The organism is Streptomyces sp. NPDC058289 (assembly GCF_042880975.1).
GTDB lineage: Bacteria > Actinomycetota > Actinomycetes > Streptomycetales > Streptomycetaceae > Streptomyces > Streptomyces stoeckheimensis.
Genome location: NZ_JBHVYI010000043.1, coordinates 18,946 through 37,731 on the forward strand (window position 1 = coordinate 18,946; position 18,786 = coordinate 37,731).

The window sequence follows — 18,786 nt, forward strand, 5'->3', positions numbered from 1 at the left end:
TCATGCGTCGCGCGTCATGCCTCGTGCGCTGCATGGCCATTGACGCAGAGATGGCAACACCGTGTCAACGTCAGGCACATCCATTGCTGCTACTCGGCAACATGTGGCAACATCCCTGTCTCATGAGACCCTTCTGGCTGCTGACCGGGGCCACGGCACTGTCCATGGCCGGAAACACCTTCCTGTACCTGGCGGTCCCCTGGGCGCTGATCCAGGCCACCGGGTCCACCCTGCTCGCCGTCCTCAGCATGGCCGCGCAGACGGCTCCGTACCTGGCCGCGCCGTTCCTCGGCCCCTTCATCGACCGCCACGACAACCGCCGCCTGTTCATCGCGGGCGAGCTGGTGCAGGGCGTCTGCGTCGCGCTGATCCCGCCGCTGCTGGCCATCGGTCAGATCGCCCTGGTGTTCACGTCGCTGTGCGTGATGGGGCTGGCGAAGGTGGTCTCCGACGTGGCCGGGGACTACGGCCTGATTCCGGCCCTGGTGCCGCCGGAGCGGCTGGAGCAGGCGATCAGTCACTTCAACTCGGTCCAGTTGGTGGCACGGTTCGCCGGTCCCGCCCTGGCCGGGCTGACCATCGCCGCGGCGGGGCCCGGTCCGGCCCTGGAGATCGACGCGGCCACCTTCCTCGTCACCGCCGTGACGGCGTTCTTCCTGCCCAAGGTCGCCCGGCAGGCCCGGAAGGCCGGCGCGTCCGTGGGCACGCTGCTGCGGGAAGGCATCGCCTACTTCCGCTCGCGCCCGGACCTGCTGCGGCTGACCGGGGCCGTCGCGCTCTACAACCTCGGCGCCGGCGCACTGGAGCCGACCCTGCTCACCGTCGGCACCGGACGGTGGCACTGGTCCTCGGCCGCCCTGGGCATGGCCGTGTCCTGCGGCGCCGTCGCCGCCGCGCTCGGGGCCTGGGTGAGCCCCATGGTTCCGGCCGGCGAGGGGCGCCGACGACTGCGCGTCGGCGTCTGGCTGGGAGTGGCCGCCCTGGGGTCACTGGGACTGCTCGTCGACGAGCCGCTCGCGGTCGTGGCCTCGTTCTGCCTCCTGTGCTTCGGCGAGGGCGGCGTCAACACGACCACGATGAGCTACCGGCAGCACGAGATCCCCGCGGAGTTCAGCGGCCGGGTCAACACGCTCATCCGGATGTTCGTCACCGGAGCCGTGCCGGTGTCCTCGCTGCTGCTGGGCTTGACGGTGGGCCTGTCCGGATCCTTCTTCGTCTTCCTGCCCGTCACCGCGACCGCCGTGCTCGCCGTGGCCCTGTGGTTCGCCCCCATGCGAAGCCGCCGGACGCCTGCCCGGCAGAACGCTCCCCTGGTCACCGCGAACGGCGACCGGTCCCCGACAAGAAACGGATGACAGCACATGGACATCGTCGATCACCACGGACTGTCCGTCGCCCACGTCTCCCCCGAAGAGCTGGCGGGCCGCCCCTGGTTCGGCGCCCACCGGCACATCGACGTGGTGCGCGCCACCGCGCCACCGGCCGAGGCGTACGACGAACTCGCCGCGGCCGGCTTCATCCGGAAGCCGGCCTTCTTGTCGTGGACGGCGGAACTGGGCCCCGGCGAGGACGAGTTCCTCTCCCGGCTGGAGACCAAGGCGCGACAGGACATCCGGCGGGCCCGCGCCCGGGCGGAGCGGGCCCTGACCCTGGAGGTCCACGACCCGGTCGGGCCGGACGTGGTGGACCGGTTCCTGACGCTCTACCGGCAGCGCGTCGACGCGATGACGTACGGCATCCCGATCGCCGTCCTGCAGCGGGAGCGGCTGCTCGACGGACGCGAGAAGTACTTCGCCGTCCTCGCCCTGCAGGACGGCGAACTGGTCGGCGGCTGTGTCGCCCTCGAATGCCCGGACCAGGACGCGGTGCGCATCCGGTTCTCGGCGGTGACCGAGGAGTGGCGCCGGGACTCCCTCGCCCGCACCCTCTACTTCGCCGCGATGCGCACCGCCCGGGAGAAGGGCTACCGCTGGGCGACGCTGGGCGACGAGCCCAATCTGTACGGCCACCTGACCAAGGCGGGCCTGTTCCGCTTCAAGGTGCGCATGGGGTTCCGCTGCGTGCCGTCCCAGGACTTCCACGACCCGGACGGCCTCGACGAGGCCGACCTGGTCCTGAACCTGGACCGGCTGTGCGATCCGTGCCTGATCCTGGGCTACGCCTCGGACACCCCGGGCGACCGCTCCCTGCGCGCCCGGCTCGTCACCGACGCCCCCACCGGCCTGCGGGCCTACGCCGCCCCGTTCCTCGCGGGCGTCGACCACGGCCCGCCCGCGGGGATGTCCGCCCGCGCCGTGGCCCCGTAGACAGCACGATGCGGCGGCAACGGCCTCGGGCCCTTGCCGCCGCATCGCCTCCGTCACATGGTCGAGCCGCCCCCGGCGGTGAACGCCTCGGCGTTGCCGCGCAGGACGATGCCGGGCCTGCCGTCGACCCCGACCGTGGTGGTGCCGGCGACCGTGACCCGCTCGCCGCGGCGGTGCTGGTCGCCGTAGTCGTGGACTGCGTAGTGCAGCGTCGACCGGTTGTCCCACAGGACGAGGTCACCGACCTGCCACTTCCAGCGCACGGTGAACTCGGGCTTGGTGGCGTGCTCCACCAGGACCCGGAGCAGGTCGCGACCGGCCTGCGGGCCGAGTCCGGTGACGCTGCGCGCGAACCCACCGACGAAGAGGGAGCGTTCACCGGTCTCCGGGTGGACCCGTACGGCCGGGTGCTCGGCGCTGAAGACGTTCTTCAGGTAGCTGCTCCGCGAGTCGCCGGTGTAGGTGGCGTCGGTGAAGTCGGAGTCGTTGGAGTGGACGACCCGCATTCCGTCCGCGAGCGTACGCAGCCCCTCGGACAACTCCCGGTAGGCGGCGGCCGTGTTGGCCCATATGGTGTCGCCGCCGACCGGCGGGCAGACCGTGTTGTGCAGGATGGCGACGGCGGGCGGGTTCTCCATGTAGGTGAAGTCGGCGTGCCAGTGGTTGGCGCGCGTGCCCTCGCCCTTGGAATCCATCTCGCGCAGCAGCGGACGCCCTTCCGGGCCTCCGTAGATCGGGTGGCCGAGCGTGAGGTCGCCGAAGCTGCGGCCGAAGACGACGAGTTGGTCGTAGTCGAGCTGCTGGCCGCGCAGGAAGATCACCTTGTGGGTGAGAAGTGCCTCCCTGAGTTCCGCGGCCACCGAGTCACTCAGCGGGCGCGCGGCGTCCACGCCGGTGATTTCGGCACCGATGTTTCCCGCGAGCTGCTTCACCCCGACCCCGATACCACTGTCGGCAGTCATGACGTCCGTCATGCGTTTGGACCTTTCTGGGCTGTGTGGGGGCGCGAACCGTGCGCGTCGCGGCCGGGAAGTCCCGCCGGTGAGGCGGATCCTCCCGCACGTCGTGCTCAGGGATCGTCGCCGGTTGCACCTCGTAGCACCATCAATGTTGCCACCATTTGCCACTTCTGGCAACACTGGGCAAGCGGCAGGTCGCAGGAGGGTCGGAACCCCGCCCGGAACGCAGCAGCGCGCGTGACCACAGTCGGTCACGCGCGCTGCCGGGGGGCTCGTCGGCCGTTTCGGCCCGAACGTCAGAGGAAGTGGCCGCTGGCCAGATAGGGAGCGGGTTCGGCCATGTCCCGGAGCGCGAGATAGCCCTCCTGGCCGATGTCCAGCCGCGCCGCCAGACCGACGTCGACGGCCCAGTGGTTGGCGGTGGTGATGCAGTTGACGAGCGTGTCGCCCCGGGACGCGGCGAGGGCCTCCCACAGCAGGTTCTGAGCGGTCAGCGGCTCCGCCGCGGCGAGGAGCACGGCCCGGTTCTCCTCGTCGTCGATGTACGCGTATCCCGGCCGGCGCAGGTCCTCGGACACGACGAGCCTGAGGCGGTCGAGCATGTAGGCGTGGTCGGGGCCGTGGCCGGCCCCGCGGATCTCCTCGTCCAGCCGGTCCATCCATTCGAGGTCCTCGGGCCGGCCCTCCCTGAGCCCGCCGAGCGCGGGAAGCGTGGACCGGTCGACCGTGCCGACCATGCGCATCTGCGGGTAGAGCAGGAAGCCCGCCTCGCGGTAGCGGCGGGTCGCCCCCGGGTGGACCGAAGAGGAGAACAGCCCCGGTCGGCCGTCTGCGTGCGCCAGCGCCGCGTCCATCAGCCTCCGGCCGATGCCATGACCCTGATACCGGGTCAGCACCCCGTAGGTGGCGAGGTACCACACGCGACCGCGGTTCTGGGACATGGCGAACCCGACGACATCGCCGCCGTCGCCATCGCCCCCGTCCTCGTCGACCGCGACCCAGCAGCCCGCGGGATCGGCCTCCAGATAGAACCGCATCCGTTCGATCCACTGCTTGGATCCGGATTCCGAACGGGGTTGGATCTCCGGTTCGCTGACCCTTCTGCTGCTCTGGTCGGCCTCGAAGAACAGCACCGCCGAGGCTCGCTCCGCCGACGGGAGGTCTTCCTCTCGCGCCGGCCTGACCTGCACTGATTTCATTGTCATACGCTACCGGCCAACGCGGCCGACCTCCTGGTTCCTGTCCGTGAATACCCATGTCCGGATGGCGAATCCGGTCAGCCCTGCCCCTCGCGCGACTCTGCCAGGGCTTCCGCGAGGGTGCGCCACGTCTCCGCCGCGAGTTCGACGTTGTGCGCCTCGACGGCCTGCCGCGCGAGGTCGCTCAGGCACTGGATCCCCTGGGTCGTCCGGCCGGCCAGCACGTCCAGCCTTCCGCTCAGCGCCTGGAGCCGGATCCGGTCGCGGAAGGACAGCCGCAGTTCCAACGCCTCGGCCTGATCACACAGTTCGCGCGCCCGGGCCAGATCGCCCTCGGCGCAGGCGAGCTGGGCGTGCAGCAACAACGCCTCCTGGCGGCGCACTTCGGTTCCCACGAGCTCCAGCGCCGGGCCTATCTGCTCCAGGGCGGCTCGGGCCTTGGCCGTCTGCGGCGGGACGATCTGCAGCAGCAGCGACGCCGCTGCGAGCCTCAGCCGCAGCCAGAGCCCCGGGTCCTCATGACTGTCCAGGCCCTCCAGCGCACGTTCCAGCAGGTTGCCGGCCTCCCGGTACGCACCCCGGCGGATCCCGACGGTCGCCGCGGCCCACAAGGCCCTGGTGTGGGTGGAGCCTCCGACGGGCCCGGTGAGTGCGCACAGCTCCCGGGCGTGCGCCTCGGCCTCGGCCAGCCTGCCCGCCTCGGCCTCCGCGGACACCAGGGCGTGCAGGGCGCCGGCCCGGTCGGTCAGCGTCAGACCCGCGGCGGCAGCCACGGCGCCGGCGGCGTACTCGCACGCCTCGGCGATCCGCCCGATGGAACGCGCGCAGCGGGAGTGCTGGGTGTACGCGCGGACGCGCAGCTCCACCACGCCCAACTCGTCTGCTAGCCGGTGCAGTTCGGCGGTGAGCTGATACTCCTCCGCGCACCTTCCCTGCCTGCCCCGCATTCGGGCGAGCAGCCACAGCGCCTGCCAGCGCAGGGCGGGATCCTGCCCGCCATCGGCCCGCAGGGCCTCGGCGAGGGGGTCGGCCAGAACCTCGTCCAGCCCGTCGTCGGCCACCGAGGTGACGGCGGCGAGGACTTGACCCAGCACGGGGCCCTTCTCGCGCGCAAAGGCGGACACGGGGACATCGAGCCGCTCGGCCAGATAGTCCACGCTCTTGGCGGTCGGCGGTCGGGCGCCGGACTCCAGACGCGACAAGTACCCGGTGGACATCGCGTCTCCGGCAAGCGCCGCCTGGGACAGTCCGCGGCCCACACGGAGCGCGCGGAGGCGTTGCCCGAAATGAGGCTGTTCCAGCATCTGCACCTCGGAAGGCGTGGGCTGACGCTCTGCGAGAGCCTCAACCCTCAGGAGGGATGGGCATTATGCCCGTTGTAGGCAAGACTGTCAATATTGGGTAACCCTACGCCGGGCTTTGCCCGTTGCGCATCGACACTTACCGAGCCACTGGTCGAATGGCTCAAAAACCCCGCCCCGTTGGGCAAGCTGACGTCACGCAGCGATCGGCCGCACACGCTCTGTCTATCACACGATGCCGACCGTCAAGGTCGCATGGGCCAGCAAGACTCTCGATATTGCCAGCTCTTGGAAATATATGGCAACATGCGGGACCCGTCGCTCCGTCATCGGGGCCGCACTCCATCACAGCGAGAGGTCGCGCGCGATGAAGAACGTACTGCTGATCAACTCCAGTCGTGAGATCGCCGCCCGGATGCTCCAAAGCCGGGACGACATACGCCTTTCGGTCATCACGATGCCCGAGTACGCGGGCTACTACGCCGACGGCGCGGACGTCGAGGTGGTGGACACCATCGAGGACCTGACCCAGGTACGGCTGGCGGCGCTGCGCATACGGGAACGCAATCCGTTCCGGTACGTGGTGTCCCCGTCGGAGTGGAGCGTCCAGGCCGGCGGGTACATCCGCTCCTACTTCGGGCTCCCCGGGTCCGGCTACGAGGTCGCCAACGCCTTCTCCAACAAGTACGTGATGAAGCAACGGCTTTCGGCGGCGGGGCTGCCGGTGGCCCGGTTCCGCCTCATCGACCGCTTCGCCGATGCGCAGGCCGCCGCGGAGGAGATCGGCTGGCCGCTCGTGGTGAAGCGGTCGTGCGGCGGCGGCTCCGAGTACGTGCTGCCGGTGCACGACGCCGACCACCTGCGGCTCCTGGCCCACGACGATTCCACGGAGCGGATCCGGACCGCGCCGTACCCGCTGATGGCCGAGGAACTGGTGGACATCGAGGCCGAGTTCCACTGCGACGGCGTCGTACGGGACGGCCGGGTCCGCTTCGCTCCGGTGTCCCGCTACTTCGAGCCCGTGCTGCGCAGCGTGGGCGGCGTCATCGGCTCGTACACGCTGCCCGACGAGCACCCGGACACCCTGGCCGTCGCCGCGCTGCACGAGCGGGTCGTCGCCGCGCTCGGGCTGACCGACGGGGTGACCCATCTGGAGGTCTTCAAGACCCCGCACGGCCATCTGGTCGGCGAGGTGGCCTGCCGGCCGGGCGGCGGCGGGATCGCCGACCAGGTGAAGCACCAGTACGGCGTGGACCTGTGGAACACCTTCCTGTCCACCTCCCTGAGCGAGCCGGTGTACACCGACACGCTGCCGCGCACCGACCACATGATCCAGTACATGCTCCCGCGGCCGGTGGGCACGGTCACCGCGGTCACCGCCGCACAGGAGCTGCTCGCCGCCCCCGGCGCGGTGTACGCGAAGGTCGGGACGAAGGTCGGCGACAGGCTGGACGGCCCGGTCGACTCTTCCGTCTACGCGGGTGTCGTACTGCTGCGGGCGGCCACCGAGGTCCAGGTGCGCGAACGGGTCGCGGACATCGGCCGGCGGTTCCGGATCGAGGTCGCCGATAGCGCGGCAGGCCCCGTACGGACGGCCGCGGGCGCGGTCGGAAAGGACTGACGCGCGGCCCGCGCCCTTGCGCGGCGACACCGTTCGCGGCGGAACAGCACGTGGCAGCACGGTTCGTGGCAGCACGGTTCCTGGCGGTGCATGACGAAAGCCGACGGTCGGCACACCTCGCGAGAGGGTGCCGACCGTCGGCTTTCCCGAACCGGGACCACCCCGCCTACGGCCACTCGATCTCGTCCGTGCCGGCCACGACCTGACCGGAGGCGTCGGCCGGGAAGAGCGCGACGACGGACGTCCGGGAGGGCGCGACCGGCCATTCGATGTCGCTCGGGCCGAACAGGGCGGCACCCAGGGCCAGGGCCGATACGACGAGGGCGGTGGCGGTGGCGGCGAAGTGCATGCGCATGACTACTCCATACAGACGATTCAGACGGGAATCCGGGAGGGACGCTGCAGAACTGACTTACCAGCTGAAACAGGCACTCGGTGCCCGGCTGATGCACGCCAATCTAGGACCCCTGGCTAACCTTTGACAAGGATGTTTCCCAAAGTTGCCAATCGATTTGGCAATAGTGACAAGGCCCTGTGAGTCAGTGACCTCTGTCGCATATCGCGCTTGGTCACAATGGGTTAGGATGAAGGCACATAAGTCAAACTGTGTGCCTACACGGGGACAATGCGCATCTGAGCACTGGATCCTGAGCACTGAATGTGGGGGCGACATGCCACTCGAGACGTCCTTCGGCGTCCGCCTCAAGGCGTTGCGGCAGAAGCACGGACTCTCCCAGGCGGCCTTGGCCGGCGAGGAGATCTCCACGGGCTACCTGTCACGGCTGGAGTCCGGTGCCCGGCAGCCCACCGAGCGCGTCATCGGCTACCTCGCGCAGCGGCTGGGAGTCGACCGCTCGGCGTTCTTCGCCCCGCACAGCAGCGGCTCCCTCAGCGAGGCGGTGAGCGTCGCGGCCTCCACGGACGGCGACGACGGCGCCGAAGCCCTTGCCGCCGAACTGGCCGCATCCCGCAACGAGGACCCTCTGCTGCGCTGGCAGGCCCTGTGGCTGATCGCCCGGTTCCGACACCGCCGCGGGGAACGCGCGGAGGAGCGGGCCGCCCTGGAGGAGGCCACCAGGATCGCGGACGGGCTCGAACTGCCGGCCCTGCAGTGCCGGTCGAGGACCGAGCTGGCCCGCTGTCTGCGCTCGGCCGGCCAGGTCCCGGAAGCACTCGCACTCGCCGTCTCCGCGCATCAGGTGGCGAAGGAGTCCGGCCTGGCCGTCTCGGACACCGGCAAGGCGCTGCTGACGCTGGTATCGGTCGAGGCCGAGGCCGGCCGGCTGCCCGACGCCCGTGCCCACGTGGACGAGCTGGTCGCCATGGTGGCGGACCGTTCGGACGCGCTACGGGCCGAGGCCCTCTGGTCGGCAGCCACCGTCCGGTCCCGCCAGGGCGACGACGACGAGGCCCGCGGCTTCCTCCGGCAGGCCATGGACTCGCTGGACAGCCGCGTCGATCCGGTCCTGTGGGCCCGGCTGCGGCTGGCCGCAGCCTCCCTGTACGTCCACGCCCGGCCGGCACTGACGGAGGAGGCGCGCCGCTGCCTCGAGGAGGCGGAGAAGGCCCTCTCCCTCGTCGGCACGCCCCTGCAGCAGCAGGAGCTGCTCACGCTGCAGGCGCGCCTCGCCTTCGAGGACGGCCGTCTCGCGGACGCCCGGGCCGCCCTGGACCGGCTGGAAACCGACCGCCTCGCCTTGAGCTACCGCGACCGGGTCCGGCTGCGGACGCTGGAGAGCCTGCTGCTCGTCGAGGAGGGGCACCGGGAGCAGGGCCTGGCCCAGCTCAAGAAGCTCGGCGAAGAGGCACACCGGGACGCGAACCTGGACCTCGCCGCGGAGATCTGGCGGATCCTGGCCGAGGCCCTGGAGAAGCCGGAACGGACGGGCTGAGACCGGCCGGACCAATCCCCGAGCCACGGAAGCACCGAGGCACCGAGGCACCGAAGCCCTACGGCTCCCCGCGGATCAGGACCGCGCGGGGAGCCGTTGGGCTTTGGTCGTGCCGGTGCTCAGCGGTCCAGGATCCGCCGCAGCCAGGCCACCCGCGCCTGGTGGGCCGCCCGGGAGACGACCGCGTCCGGCACCCACTCGTCGAAGCTGTGGAACGCCCCCGACCACACGTGGAGTTCGGCCTCTCCGCCGGCTTCCCAGATGCGGGCGGCGTACGCGAGGGCGTCGTCGCGCAGGGCCTCCACCGAGCCGACCTCGATGAAGGCGGGCGCCAGGCCCGCCACGTCGGCGGCGCGGGCCGGAGCTGCGTAGGAGGAGACGTCCGGAGTGGCGCGCCGGTCGCCCAGCAGGGCCTGCCAGCCGGCCTGGTTGGACAGTCCGTCCCACAGGCCGACCTGCTCCATCTGCCCTGCGGAGAAGGTGTCGCAGCGGTCGTCGAGCATGGGGAACTGCAGCAGCTGGCCCGCCGGCCGCGGTCCCGACCGGTCCCTGGTCAGGAGGGCGAGGCCCGCGGCGAGCGCGCCGCCGGCGCTGTTGCCGCTGAGTACGATCCGCTGCGGGTCGAAGCCCTCGTCCGCGGCGTGCTCGGCGAGCCAGGACAGGCCGGCGTAGCAGTCCTCCACGGGTGCGGGGTCGGGGTGCTCCGGGGCCAGGCGGTACGCAACGGACACCACCGCCAGGTTCAGTTCCCGGGCGCGGTCGAGTTCTCCGGCCAGTTCGGTGCTGCGGTGGCTGCCGGCCACCATGCCGCCGCCGTGCGTGTGGTAGACGACGGGGACCGCCCCGGTGGCCGCCGTGGGGCGGCAGATCGTCAGGGTGACCGGCGGAGCGCCGGCCGGGCCGGGCACGGTCCGTTCTTCGACGTCGAAGGTCCCGCCGCGCCGGATCTGCTCGTCGGTCAGACGGCCGGCCAGGGAGCGGCGGCGCCGGTCGGGGACGAGTGCGGGGGTCAGCGGCATCGGCAGGTCGGCGAGGATCTTGTCCAGCGGGCCGGCCAGTTCGGAGTCGAAGGGGGGCGGCGGGGCCTGCGTGCCCTGCTCTCGGCGATGCGCGGAGTACGCGGAGTACGCGGTCACGGGGCTCCTCACTCGGCGCTCAGCAGGGCGAACGCGTCGATCTCCATCAGCAGGTCGGGGCGGTACAGGGCGACCACCTGGACGACCGTGCTGGCCGGTGGCCGACCGGTGTCGATGAACTCGTCGCGGACGGCGAGGATCAGCGGCACGTGCGCGATGTCGGTGACGTAGTAGGTGAGCTTCATGACGTCGGCGAAGGTGGCGCCGACGGCGGTGAGGCAACCCTCCATGTTCCGGAAGACCTGCCGCGCCTGCGCGGTGGGGTCCCCCGCCCCGACGAACCGGCCGGAGGCGTCGAAGGGCATCTGGCCGGCTATCGCGGCCAGGCGTCCCGTTCCCGTCACCACGTGGGTGTAGCCGGAGCTGGGGGCGACCCCGGGCGGGTCGGAGACATGGCTGAGTCCTGCTGTCGTGATGGTGTCCGCCATGGTGGGCGACTCCTCTGTGCGGTTGCGGTTGCGGTGGGCGGTTGCCGTGAACGGGGCGGGCAACGTCATGCGGCGGTGAGGCGCACGGGGAGGCTCTCGGCGCCGTTGACGTGGATGGAGTGCAGGCGTCGCACCGGGCCGGCCTGTTCGATGTGGCGCACGCCGTCGAGCAGTTCGGTGAACAGGACGCGCATCTCGGCCCGGGCGAGGGTCGAGCCGATGCAGAAGTGTTCGCCCGCGGCGAGGGCGATGTGCCGGTTGGGGCTGCGGGTGATGTCGAACCGGTACGGGTCCGCGAAGACCTCCTCGTCCCGGTTGGCGGAGGGCAGCCACAGCACCACGCGGTCCCCCGCGTCCAGTTGCCGTCCGCGGATCTCGTACGGCCGGGTGGCGACGCGCATGCTGTGCGTGGCGCTGGAGGTCCAGCGCAGGACCTCCTCGATCGCCCCGGGCATCAGTCCGCGGTCCTCCGAGAGGCTCTGCCACTGGTCCGGGTGCTCCAGGAAGGCCTGTACGCCGCCGATGAGCGCGAGGCGTCCGTTCTCGGTGGCGCCGATCAGGTTCTCGCAGTTGAGGACGACCTCCTCCTCGGTCAGGAGCTCGCCGTCGACGGTGCCGTTGACCAGGGCGCTGATCAGGTCGTCGGTGGGCCGTTCCATGCGCTGGAGCAGCAGTTCCTCGAAGTACTCCACGATCCGGGGGTGGGCGACCAGCGAGGTGTGGGCCTCGAAGGCCTCGTTGGTCCACCGGTACAGGGCCTCGTGGTCCCGTTCGGGCACGCCGAGGATGTGGCAGATGACCGAGAGGGACAGCCGGCCCGCGATGTCGTGGACGACGTCGCACGTCCCCTGCTCCAGGGCCCGCCCGAGCACGGTGCGGGTGGCCGCCCGGATGTGGCCTTCGAGACCCCGTACGGCACGGGTGTTGAACCAGTCCGCCATCAGGGAGCGCAGCTGCTTGTGCCGGGGTGCGTCCGTCAGGGCGAGGGTCAGGCCGCCGCCCGGGTCGTCGCCGAGTGCGGCCCGGCGCAACAGGACGCCGTACCGCGAGCTGAAGGTGGCGGCGTCCCGGTAGACCTCGCGGACGTCCTCGTGACGGGTCAGGGACCAGAAGGCGGGCAGGTCGGTGGCGGGCTGCCGGTGGACGGGGGCGTGGGTGCGCATCCACGCCCACAGCGCGTGCGGGTCGCCGGTGGCGTGCAGTTCGGGGTCGGTGAGCAGGGCGGGGTCGGCGAGCGGGGCGGGCGACAGGACGGTGGGGGTCATGAGGGGGCTCCTGCGGCGATGGTGTGCACGCGTTCCGTGAAGAGCTTGGTGAGGTCGCGGGCGGTGCTCCCGGCCACGGCGTCCGGCCGGAAGGCGACGTCCAGGCGCAGCCCGCGGTCCTGTGCGGGCCACAGTTCGGCGTGCAGTTCGAGGGGCAGATCGAGGTACGGCCCGCGTACGAACGTGGTGCGGGCGCCCGGGAGGTCGAGCAGCGGCTCCGCGTTGTCCTGGCAGGCGAAGAGGGTCTGGTAGAGGGGCGGGCGGCCGTCGCCGGGCGGGTCGACGAGGGACACCGCTTCCGGGAACGGCACGTCCTGGGTGGTGAAGGCCCGCGCCACGATCCGGCCGGTGTGCGCGAGGGCGGCTGCCGTGTCGTCCAGTGCGGCGCCGCGCATCCGCAGGCAGAGCATGGTGATGTGGCAGCCGATGACGTGCTCCAGTTCGGCTCCGGCACGTTGGGCGAGGGGGACGCCCACGGCGAAGTCCCGCTGTCCGGTCACCTCGGCGAGGCTCGCGGCCCACTGGTGGAACAGGACGACGAACCGGGTGACGCCGGCCTCCGCGGCGGCGGCATCGATGCGGGCGAGCACCGCGGCGGGCAGCTCCACTTCGATCCGGCCGGGCGCCGCCCGCTCGCGCGGGGTGGGCCCGGCCGGCGCCGTGGGCGCCGTGGGCCCCGTGGGCCAGCGCAGGGGAGGCAGGCCCGCGAGCTCCTCGCGCAGCCGGGCGAGCTGCTCTTCGGGGCGGGCCTGTCGCTGCCGGGCGAGCCGCAGGCGGTGGATCGTCGCGAGCGACGGCCGGGGCCCGAGCGCTGCCGCCGGCGCGGTGAGGCCGGGCTGGTGACCGGTGCCCAGGTCGGTGGCCAACACCTGCTGCGACCAGCGGTGGAAGGGGCGCTGCCTGGCCCGATACGCGGTGGCGAGGTCGTCGGCGAGGATCCGTTCCGACCAGCCGTCGAAGGCGACGTGGTGCACGACGCAGCCGAAGACCGCGGTACGCCCGGCCGCGCCGCGGACGGGGACGACGGCGGTGCGCCATACATCTGCGAGGTCCGGGAAGAGCTCCTCGGCAAGGTGGGTGCGCACGGCGTCCAGCGCCCCGTCCACGCCGTCCGCCGGGTCCAGGACGTCGAGGGGCTGCGCGGGGATGTCCGTGGGGCGTACCGCCGGGCGGGGGTCGAGCACGTACGCGGCACGCAGGGCCTCGTGTCGCCGGTGGACGGCGGCCACGGCGGATTCCAGAGCGACGAGGTCGAGGTCTCCTTCGACGACCCAGGTGAGCAGGCAGTGGCCGGTGCGGTCCTCGGGGTCGAGCAGTTGACGGGTCAGCTGGACCAGTTGCAGGGGGGTCGGCGGCACGTCCGCCGGGGCGGTGTCCTCGACCGGCGGCGCGGGCGGCGGGGGTGGCGGGGCCTCGTCGGCGAGTCGTGCGGCGAGGCCGGTGACGGTGGGGTGCTCGTACAGCCACGAGAGCGGCACGGGCCGGCCGAGCCGGGCGGCGATCCGGGCACACACCCGTCCGGCACCGAGCGAGGTGCCGCCGAGGTGGACGAACGGCACGTCGAGGCCGATCGTGTCACGGCCGAGCACGGCGGCGAAGGCCTCGGCGACGGCGCGTACCGACGGGTCCTGAACGGCGCCGGGGCGGACGCCGTCCGCGGCCGGCCGACGGGGGGTGTGGGGCTCGGGCTGCGGCACCAGGGCCAGGAGTGCCCGTTCGTCCAGCTTGCCGCGGGCGGTCACCGGCAGGGCGTCCACGGACACGACCGCGGCGGGCCGCTGATAGGAGACGAGGGACCGGTCCAGTGCGCTCCGGGCACCGTCCAGCGGGTCGCCGGGGCGCACGGGCACGCAGAACGCGACGAGTTCGAGGGTGCCGTCGGCAAAGTCGCCTCGGGCGAGGACCCGGCAGTGGCGTACGGCGGGGAGCAGCTGCTCCACCTGGCGTTCCACTTCGGCGGGTTCGACGCGATGGCCGCGGATCTTCAGCTGCCGGTCGGCCCGGCCGGCGTAGCGGAGCAGGCCGTCGTGGTCCCGGTGACCGAGGTCGCCGGTGCGGTACACGCGCACGTCCCGGCCGTCGAGGCGCACGTGGTCGAACCTGGCGGCGGTGAGCTCGGGATCGCCCAGGTACTCCAGGGCGAGGCCGTCGCCGGCGAGGCAGATCTCGCCGGTCTCCCCCACCTCGCACGGCCGACTGCCGTCGAGCACCCACACCTGGGTGCCGGGGACCGGTCGGCCGAGGGGGATGCCGCCGGGTGCGTCGCAGTCGGCTTCGGTGATGCGGTGGGTGGTGGCGAAGACGGTGCTCTCCACCGGCCCGTAGCCGTTGAGGAGCAGGACGGCGGGGTGGCGGCGCAGGAAGCGGCGGACATGGCCGGGCGAGAGGCGCTCGCCGCCGACGGCCACCTGTCGCAGTCCGCGGAAGCTGTCCGGGGCCTCGTCCACGATCATGTTGAAGAGGCTGCTGGTGAGCCAGACGGTGTCCGCGCCGTGCCGGGAGACGGCGTCGGCGAGCCCTGCCGAGGACAGGTAGGGGTCCGTCACGATCAGGGAGGTTCCGCCTCCCAGCAAGGCCCCCCAGAGTTCGAGCGAGAAGGCGTCCCACGGAGTCGCGGCGGCCAGGGGCATCACCGTGTCGGCGCCGAACCGGGCGAAGCTGTTCTGCTGGAAGAGGCGCGCGGTCGCGCGGTGCGGGGTGAGGACTCCCTTGGGGCGGCCGGTCGTTCCCGAGGTGAAGAAGACGCAGCAGGGGTCGGCCGCGTCGACCGGGACGGGAAGGAAGCCGGGGGCGGGGGCGGGGGCGGGCTCCGCGGGGCCGCCCCCGGCGGGCGGCGACCATACGGGGGTGGTGGACGCGGCGGGGGCCTGACCGGGGGGTGCCTCGGCGGGGGGTGCCTCACCGGGTGCCGTCTCCCCGGGTGCCGTTTCCCGGGGTGCCGTTTCCCGGGGTGCCGTTTCCCGGGGTGCCGTTTCCCGGGGTGCCGTTTCCCGGGGTGCCGTTTCCCGGGGTGGTGCCTTCCGGCCGGCGGGGGCGATCAGCAGGGGCGGGTTCAGCTGCCCGAGCACGTCCGCGAGGCGCCGGTCGGGCCAGTCCGGCGGCAGCAGACAGTACGCGGCACCCGTCTTGAGCACCGCGAGGAGCGCGGTGACCAGTTCGGTGCTCCGGGGCAGCAGGATCGGGACGATGTCGCCGCGGCCGACACCGCCGCCGGCCAGCCGTGCGGCCCAGGCGTCCGAGGTTGCGTCCAGTTCCGCGTAGGTGGTCACGCGCTCGCCCTCGACGAGGGCGGTGGCACCGGGACGGGCGCGGGCCCGGCGGGCGAACGCCTCGTGCAGTCCGCCGCCGGGCGCGGAGTTCGGGGGACCCTCGGTCCACTGCGTATCTGGTCGCATGCTCGATCTCTCCCCTCGGGTTGCCGTGGGTTGCCGTCAGCTCCGACAACTACGGGGCGACGGCCACGGTCTGACCGACCACAGCGCGCCGCCCTCCACCGCTGCCATATTGTCAATGACGTTGCCATCAAATTGCCCGTTCTGGCAACCTCATGGGGCGGGCCGGTTTCCGATCGTCTCTCCAAGGCGCCGACCGGCCCGCCGCCCTCCCGCCCGGGAGAGCGCTCCTTGATCGAGCAAAGGTGAGGACATGGCGCGCGACCGTTCCCTCGACATCGCCGTGACCGGCGTCTCCGGCCGGTTCCCCGGCTCGTCGGACCTGGCCGGATGGTGGGAGGCCCTCAAGGCGGGCCGGGTACTGACCACGCGGTACGACAGGCAGCGGCTCGTCACCGCCGGCGTGCCCGAACATCTCGTGGACGATCCGGACTTCGTGCCCGTGCACGGCCATCTCGACGATGCCGACCGGTTCGAGAACGCCCTGTTCCGGATCAGTCCGCGCGAGGCGGAGATGATGGACCCCCAGCTGCGGCTGATGCTGGAGTGCGCGTGGACCGCGCTCGAGGACGCCGCCGTGGATCCGCTGGGCTCCCGTACGAGGACCGGCGTGTACGCGTCCGCGAGCGCCAGCGGCTATCTCCACCGCATGATCGCGGGCGGTCTGTTGGACGAGCTGACGATCGAGGACGCCCTGCACGGCGCTGCACCGGACTTCCTGGCGAGCCTCATCGCCTACAAGCTGAACCTGACCGGGCCCGCGCTCGCCGTGCAGACGGCCTGCTCCTCCTCGCTGGTCGCCCTCCACCTGGCCGTCCAGGCCCTGTTGAACGGCGAGTGCGACCAGGCGCTGGTGGTCGCGTCGGGCATGGCCTACCCCCAGGCCGGCCACCTGCGCGTGTCCGGCGGCATCCACTCGGCCTCCGGCCGCTGCCGGCCCTTCGACGAGGGCGCGGACGGGGTGGTGGCCGGGTCCGGCGTGGGCTGCGTCGTGCTGCGCCGCCTCGACGACGCGCTCGCCGAGGGCCCCGAGCCCTACGGGGTGGTCCTCGGCACCGGGGTCAACAACGACGGTGCGGCGAAGGCCGGTTACTACGCCCCGTCCGCCGGCGGCCAGCAGGCCGCGATCCGGGCCGCGCTGGACGCGGCCGACGTGGACGGCGCGAGCATCGGGTACCTGGAAACGCACGGCACGGGCACCGCCATCGGCGACCCCATCGAGTGGTCCGCGGCCTCCGCCGCGTTCCGCGAGGCCGGCGCGCGTCCCGGTCAGATCGCGGTGGGGGCCCTCAAGGCGAACACCGGCCACCTCGACAACGCGGCGGGGCTCGCCGGCCTGATCAAGGCCCTGCTCGTGGTCCGGGACGGCACCGTGCCGCCCCTGGCCGGATTCACCCGGCTCAACCCGCTGCTGGAGAGCGACGGTTCGCCCCTCCGCGTCCCGACGTCGGCCGCCCCGTGGACGGGCCCCGAGCCCCGCCGGGCCGGGGTCAGCTCCTTCGGCGTCGGCGGCACCAATGTGCACGTCCTCGTCGAGGCCCCGCCCGTTCGCGGCACCCGGCCGGAGGAGGAGGGCACACCGCCCGCGGAGCACCTGATCGTGCTGTCCGCGGCGGACGGTGCGGCCCTGGACCGCTCCGCCGAACGGCTCGGCCGCCATCTGACGGCGCACGCGCCGCGTACGGCGGACGTCGCCCGCACGCTCGCCACCGGTCGGGCCGCACTCGGCGAGCGGCTCGCGGTGACGGGCCGCACCCCGGCGGAGGTCGCCGAACGCCTCGCCCGTGGCGCCGGCGTGGTGCGCGGCAGCCGTCCCGCGAGCGGGCCCGCGCCGCTCGTCCTGGCGTTCCCCGGGCAGGGAAGCCAAAGGCCCGGAATGGCCCTGCCGTTCGCCGAGGCCCTGCCCGGTTTCCCGGCGGCCCTCGCGGACTGCCTCGCCTCCTTCGAGCCGGAGCTCGCGCGCGTCCTGGGCAGCGCCCTGTACGACCCGGACTTCCCCGAAGCCGAGCTGGCACGGACGCGCCTGGCCCAACCCGCCCTCTTCGCCGTCGAGTACGCCGCCGCTACGGCCCTGCGCGGGCTCGGCGTGGTACCCGCCGCCGTGGTCGGGCACAGCCTGGGCGAGATCACCGCGGCCTGCGTGGCAGGGGTGCTCGACCCGGCCGACGCGGCCCGTCTGGTGGCCCTGCGCGGCCGGTTGATGCAGGACTGCGCCCCCGGCGCCATGCTGGCCCTGGGCTGCGGCGAGAGCGAGACCCGTGCGCTGATCGGCGCGTCGGGCCTGGCCGTGGAACCGGCCGCGTTCAACTCGCCGGCGGCCAGCGTGGTCGCGGGTGCCCACGAGGCCGTCGCGGCCTTCGAGTCCTGGCTGGCGGGTCGGGTCCATGCGCGGCGGCTGCGTACCAGCCACGCCTTCCACTCCGCGCTGATCGAACCGGCCGTGGCGCCGCTCGGCGAGGAGCTGTCGCGGATCGCCGTACGGGCCCCCGCGCTGCCGTGGGCCACCACGTGCGGCCGGCTCGTGCTCCCGGGCGAGGGCGTCGACCCGTACGGCTTCGCCGAACGGGCCCGCGGCACCGTGCGGTTCGCCCAGGCCCTCGACGCGCTCGCCACCCACCTGCCCGGGGCGGTCGTCCTGGAGGTCGGGCCGGGCCGGGCGCTGTCCGCCATGGCGGACGCCGCGGACCTCACCGCGGTACCCCTCACCGCCGGTGGCGGCACACCGGGCACTGCCCGGGAGGTGCTGACGGCGCTGGGCACCCTGTGGACCCTGGGCCAGCCGGTCGCGCTCGACGCCCTGTGCGCCACGGGCGAACCGATCCGGCTGCCCGGCTATCCCTGTGCCGGTCCGCGTCGCATCGCACCGGAGGCGACCGCGCGGCCGGCCGGCGCCGACCGGGCCTCTGTCGGCGTTCCCGCCCCCGCCCCCGGGCAGACCGAGGCAGGTGCGGCGGCCGGACCGGAACCGGTCCCCGTCGGGGGCGCGGTCCCGCCCGCCGACCCGGCCCTGCTCCTGCCCCGGCTCTGGCACGAGCTGCTCGGTCATGGGGAACTCACCGACGAGGCGGACTTCTTCCTGCTCGGCGGCGACTCCCTGCTCGTCACCCGCCTCGCCCGCAAGCTGCACACCGAGCTGGGCGTCAAGGTGCCGATCCGCGGCCTGCTGCTCGGCAGGACCCTGAGCGGGCAGATCGAGCTCGTGCGCGGCCTCCTGGAGCCCGTACCGGAGCCTGCCGCCGCGGCCGGCTGAGCCGCGCGCCACGGCGCGGAACGGCAGCCGCCCCCGG

At 72.7% G+C, this 18,786-nt stretch carries 13 protein-coding genes; 5 read left to right on the forward strand and 8 right to left on the reverse strand.

Annotation, left to right across the window (positions count from 1 at the left end; all coding sequences use genetic code 11):
- Positions 1 to 122 precede the first annotated feature (122 nt).
- On the forward strand, positions 123 to 1,355 hold the full coding sequence (locus tag ACFVX6_RS22270; protein ID WP_389693985.1) for an MFS transporter: 1,233 nt from the start codon (positions 123 to 125) through the stop codon (positions 1,353 to 1,355).
- A 6-nt stretch (positions 1,356 to 1,361) separates the two neighbouring features.
- Complete coding sequence (locus ACFVX6_RS22275) at positions 1,362 to 2,306, forward strand: GNAT family N-acetyltransferase (RefSeq protein WP_389693987.1); 945 nt, start codon at positions 1,362 to 1,364, stop codon at positions 2,304 to 2,306.
- 53 nt (positions 2,307 to 2,359) lie between these two features.
- Here ACFVX6_RS22275 and ACFVX6_RS22280 read toward each other — a convergent pair whose 3' ends face one another.
- From ACFVX6_RS22280 to ACFVX6_RS22290, 3 genes are all read right to left on the reverse strand, one after another.
- Positions 2,360 to 3,268 (reverse strand): TauD/TfdA dioxygenase family protein, encoded by a 909-nt coding sequence (locus ACFVX6_RS22280; RefSeq protein WP_389693989.1) that lies wholly within the window; start codon positions 3,266 to 3,268, stop codon positions 2,360 to 2,362.
- A gap of 293 nt (positions 3,269 to 3,561) precedes the next feature.
- The gene (locus ACFVX6_RS22285) at positions 3,562 to 4,464 is read right to left on the reverse strand and encodes a GNAT family N-acetyltransferase (RefSeq protein ID WP_389693991.1); all 903 of its coding nucleotides are present in this window, start codon (positions 4,462 to 4,464) and stop codon (positions 3,562 to 3,564) included.
- 77 nt (positions 4,465 to 4,541) lie between these two features.
- Complete coding sequence (locus ACFVX6_RS22290) at positions 4,542 to 5,768, reverse strand: helix-turn-helix domain-containing protein (RefSeq protein WP_389693993.1); 1,227 nt, start codon at positions 5,766 to 5,768, stop codon at positions 4,542 to 4,544.
- Positions 5,769 to 6,132: 364 nt separating this feature from the next.
- Between ACFVX6_RS22290 and ACFVX6_RS22295 the strand changes: the two genes are divergently transcribed.
- Positions 6,133 to 7,386: an ATP-grasp domain-containing protein gene (locus tag ACFVX6_RS22295; RefSeq protein ID WP_389693995.1), complete on the forward strand. Its 1,254-nt coding sequence runs from the start codon at positions 6,133 to 6,135 to the stop codon at positions 7,384 to 7,386.
- A 166-nt stretch (positions 7,387 to 7,552) separates the two neighbouring features.
- Here ACFVX6_RS22295 and ACFVX6_RS22300 read toward each other — a convergent pair whose 3' ends face one another.
- Positions 7,553 to 7,741, reverse strand: coding sequence for a hypothetical protein (locus tag ACFVX6_RS22300; RefSeq protein WP_389693997.1), 189 nt, complete (start codon positions 7,739 to 7,741; stop codon positions 7,553 to 7,555).
- A 316-nt stretch (positions 7,742 to 8,057) separates the two neighbouring features.
- Between ACFVX6_RS22300 and ACFVX6_RS22305 the strand changes: the two genes are divergently transcribed.
- Complete coding sequence (locus tag ACFVX6_RS22305) at positions 8,058 to 9,278, forward strand: helix-turn-helix domain-containing protein (protein WP_389693999.1); 1,221 nt, start codon at positions 8,058 to 8,060, stop codon at positions 9,276 to 9,278.
- A 119-nt stretch (positions 9,279 to 9,397) separates the two neighbouring features.
- Here ACFVX6_RS22305 and ACFVX6_RS22310 read toward each other — a convergent pair whose 3' ends face one another.
- The 4 genes from ACFVX6_RS22310 to ACFVX6_RS22325 all read right to left on the reverse strand — a co-directional run bounded on the left by ACFVX6_RS22310 (position 9,398) and on the right by ACFVX6_RS22325 (position 15,502).
- Entirely contained in the window at positions 9,398 to 10,414 is a 1,017-nt protein-coding gene (locus tag ACFVX6_RS22310) for an alpha/beta hydrolase (RefSeq protein WP_389694001.1), read from the reverse strand.
- A gap of 8 nt (positions 10,415 to 10,422) precedes the next feature.
- Entirely contained in the window at positions 10,423 to 10,842 is a 420-nt protein-coding gene (locus tag ACFVX6_RS22315) for a RidA family protein (protein ID WP_389694003.1), read from the reverse strand.
- A gap of 65 nt (positions 10,843 to 10,907) precedes the next feature.
- The gene (locus tag ACFVX6_RS22320) at positions 10,908 to 12,107 is read right to left on the reverse strand and encodes a cytochrome P450 (protein ID WP_389694005.1); all 1,200 of its coding nucleotides are present in this window, start codon (positions 12,105 to 12,107) and stop codon (positions 10,908 to 10,910) included.
- Positions 12,104 to 15,502: an amino acid adenylation domain-containing protein gene (locus ACFVX6_RS22325; protein WP_389694007.1), complete on the reverse strand. Its 3,399-nt coding sequence runs from the start codon at positions 15,500 to 15,502 to the stop codon at positions 12,104 to 12,106. The genes ACFVX6_RS22320 and ACFVX6_RS22325 overlap by 4 nt, the downstream gene beginning before the upstream one ends.
- A gap of 250 nt (positions 15,503 to 15,752) precedes the next feature.
- Here ACFVX6_RS22325 and ACFVX6_RS22330 point away from each other — a divergent pair, with 250 nt between their 5' ends.
- Positions 15,753 to 18,749 (forward strand): type I polyketide synthase, encoded by a 2,997-nt coding sequence (locus ACFVX6_RS22330; protein WP_389694009.1) that lies wholly within the window; start codon positions 15,753 to 15,755, stop codon positions 18,747 to 18,749.
- Positions 18,750 to 18,786: the final 37 nt, after the last annotated feature.

What these genes read in the sequence shown, in the direction of transcription:
- ACFVX6_RS22270 (WP_389693985.1), top strand. Translation starts at nt 123, where the DNA reads ATGAGACCCTTCTGGCTGCTGACCGGGGCCACGGCACTGTCCATGGCC.
- ACFVX6_RS22275 (WP_389693987.1), top strand. Translation starts at nt 1,362, where the DNA reads ATGGACATCGTCGATCACCACGGACTGTCCGTCGCCCACGTCTCCCCC.
- ACFVX6_RS22280 (WP_389693989.1), bottom strand. Translation starts at nt 3,268, where the DNA reads ATGACTGCCGACAGTGGTATCGGGGTCGGGGTGAAGCAGCTCGCGGGA.
- ACFVX6_RS22285 (WP_389693991.1), bottom strand. Translation starts at nt 4,464, where the DNA reads ATGAAATCAGTGCAGGTCAGGCCGGCGCGAGAGGAAGACCTCCCGTCG.
- ACFVX6_RS22290 (WP_389693993.1), bottom strand. Translation starts at nt 5,768, where the DNA reads ATGCTGGAACAGCCTCATTTCGGGCAACGCCTCCGCGCGCTCCGTGTG.
- ACFVX6_RS22295 (WP_389693995.1), top strand. Translation starts at nt 6,133, where the DNA reads ATGAAGAACGTACTGCTGATCAACTCCAGTCGTGAGATCGCCGCCCGG.
- ACFVX6_RS22300 (WP_389693997.1), bottom strand. Translation starts at nt 7,741, where the DNA reads ATGCGCATGCACTTCGCCGCCACCGCCACCGCCCTCGTCGTATCGGCC.
- ACFVX6_RS22305 (WP_389693999.1), top strand. Translation starts at nt 8,058, where the DNA reads ATGCCACTCGAGACGTCCTTCGGCGTCCGCCTCAAGGCGTTGCGGCAG.
- ACFVX6_RS22315 (WP_389694003.1), bottom strand. Translation starts at nt 10,842, where the DNA reads ATGGCGGACACCATCACGACAGCAGGACTCAGCCATGTCTCCGACCCG.
- ACFVX6_RS22320 (WP_389694005.1), bottom strand. Translation starts at nt 12,107, where the DNA reads ATGACCCCCACCGTCCTGTCGCCCGCCCCGCTCGCCGACCCCGCCCTG.
- ACFVX6_RS22325 (WP_389694007.1), bottom strand. Translation starts at nt 15,502, where the DNA reads ATGCGACCAGATACGCAGTGGACCGAGGGTCCCCCGAACTCCGCGCCC.
- ACFVX6_RS22330 (WP_389694009.1), top strand. Translation starts at nt 15,753, where the DNA reads ATGGCGCGCGACCGTTCCCTCGACATCGCCGTGACCGGCGTCTCCGGC.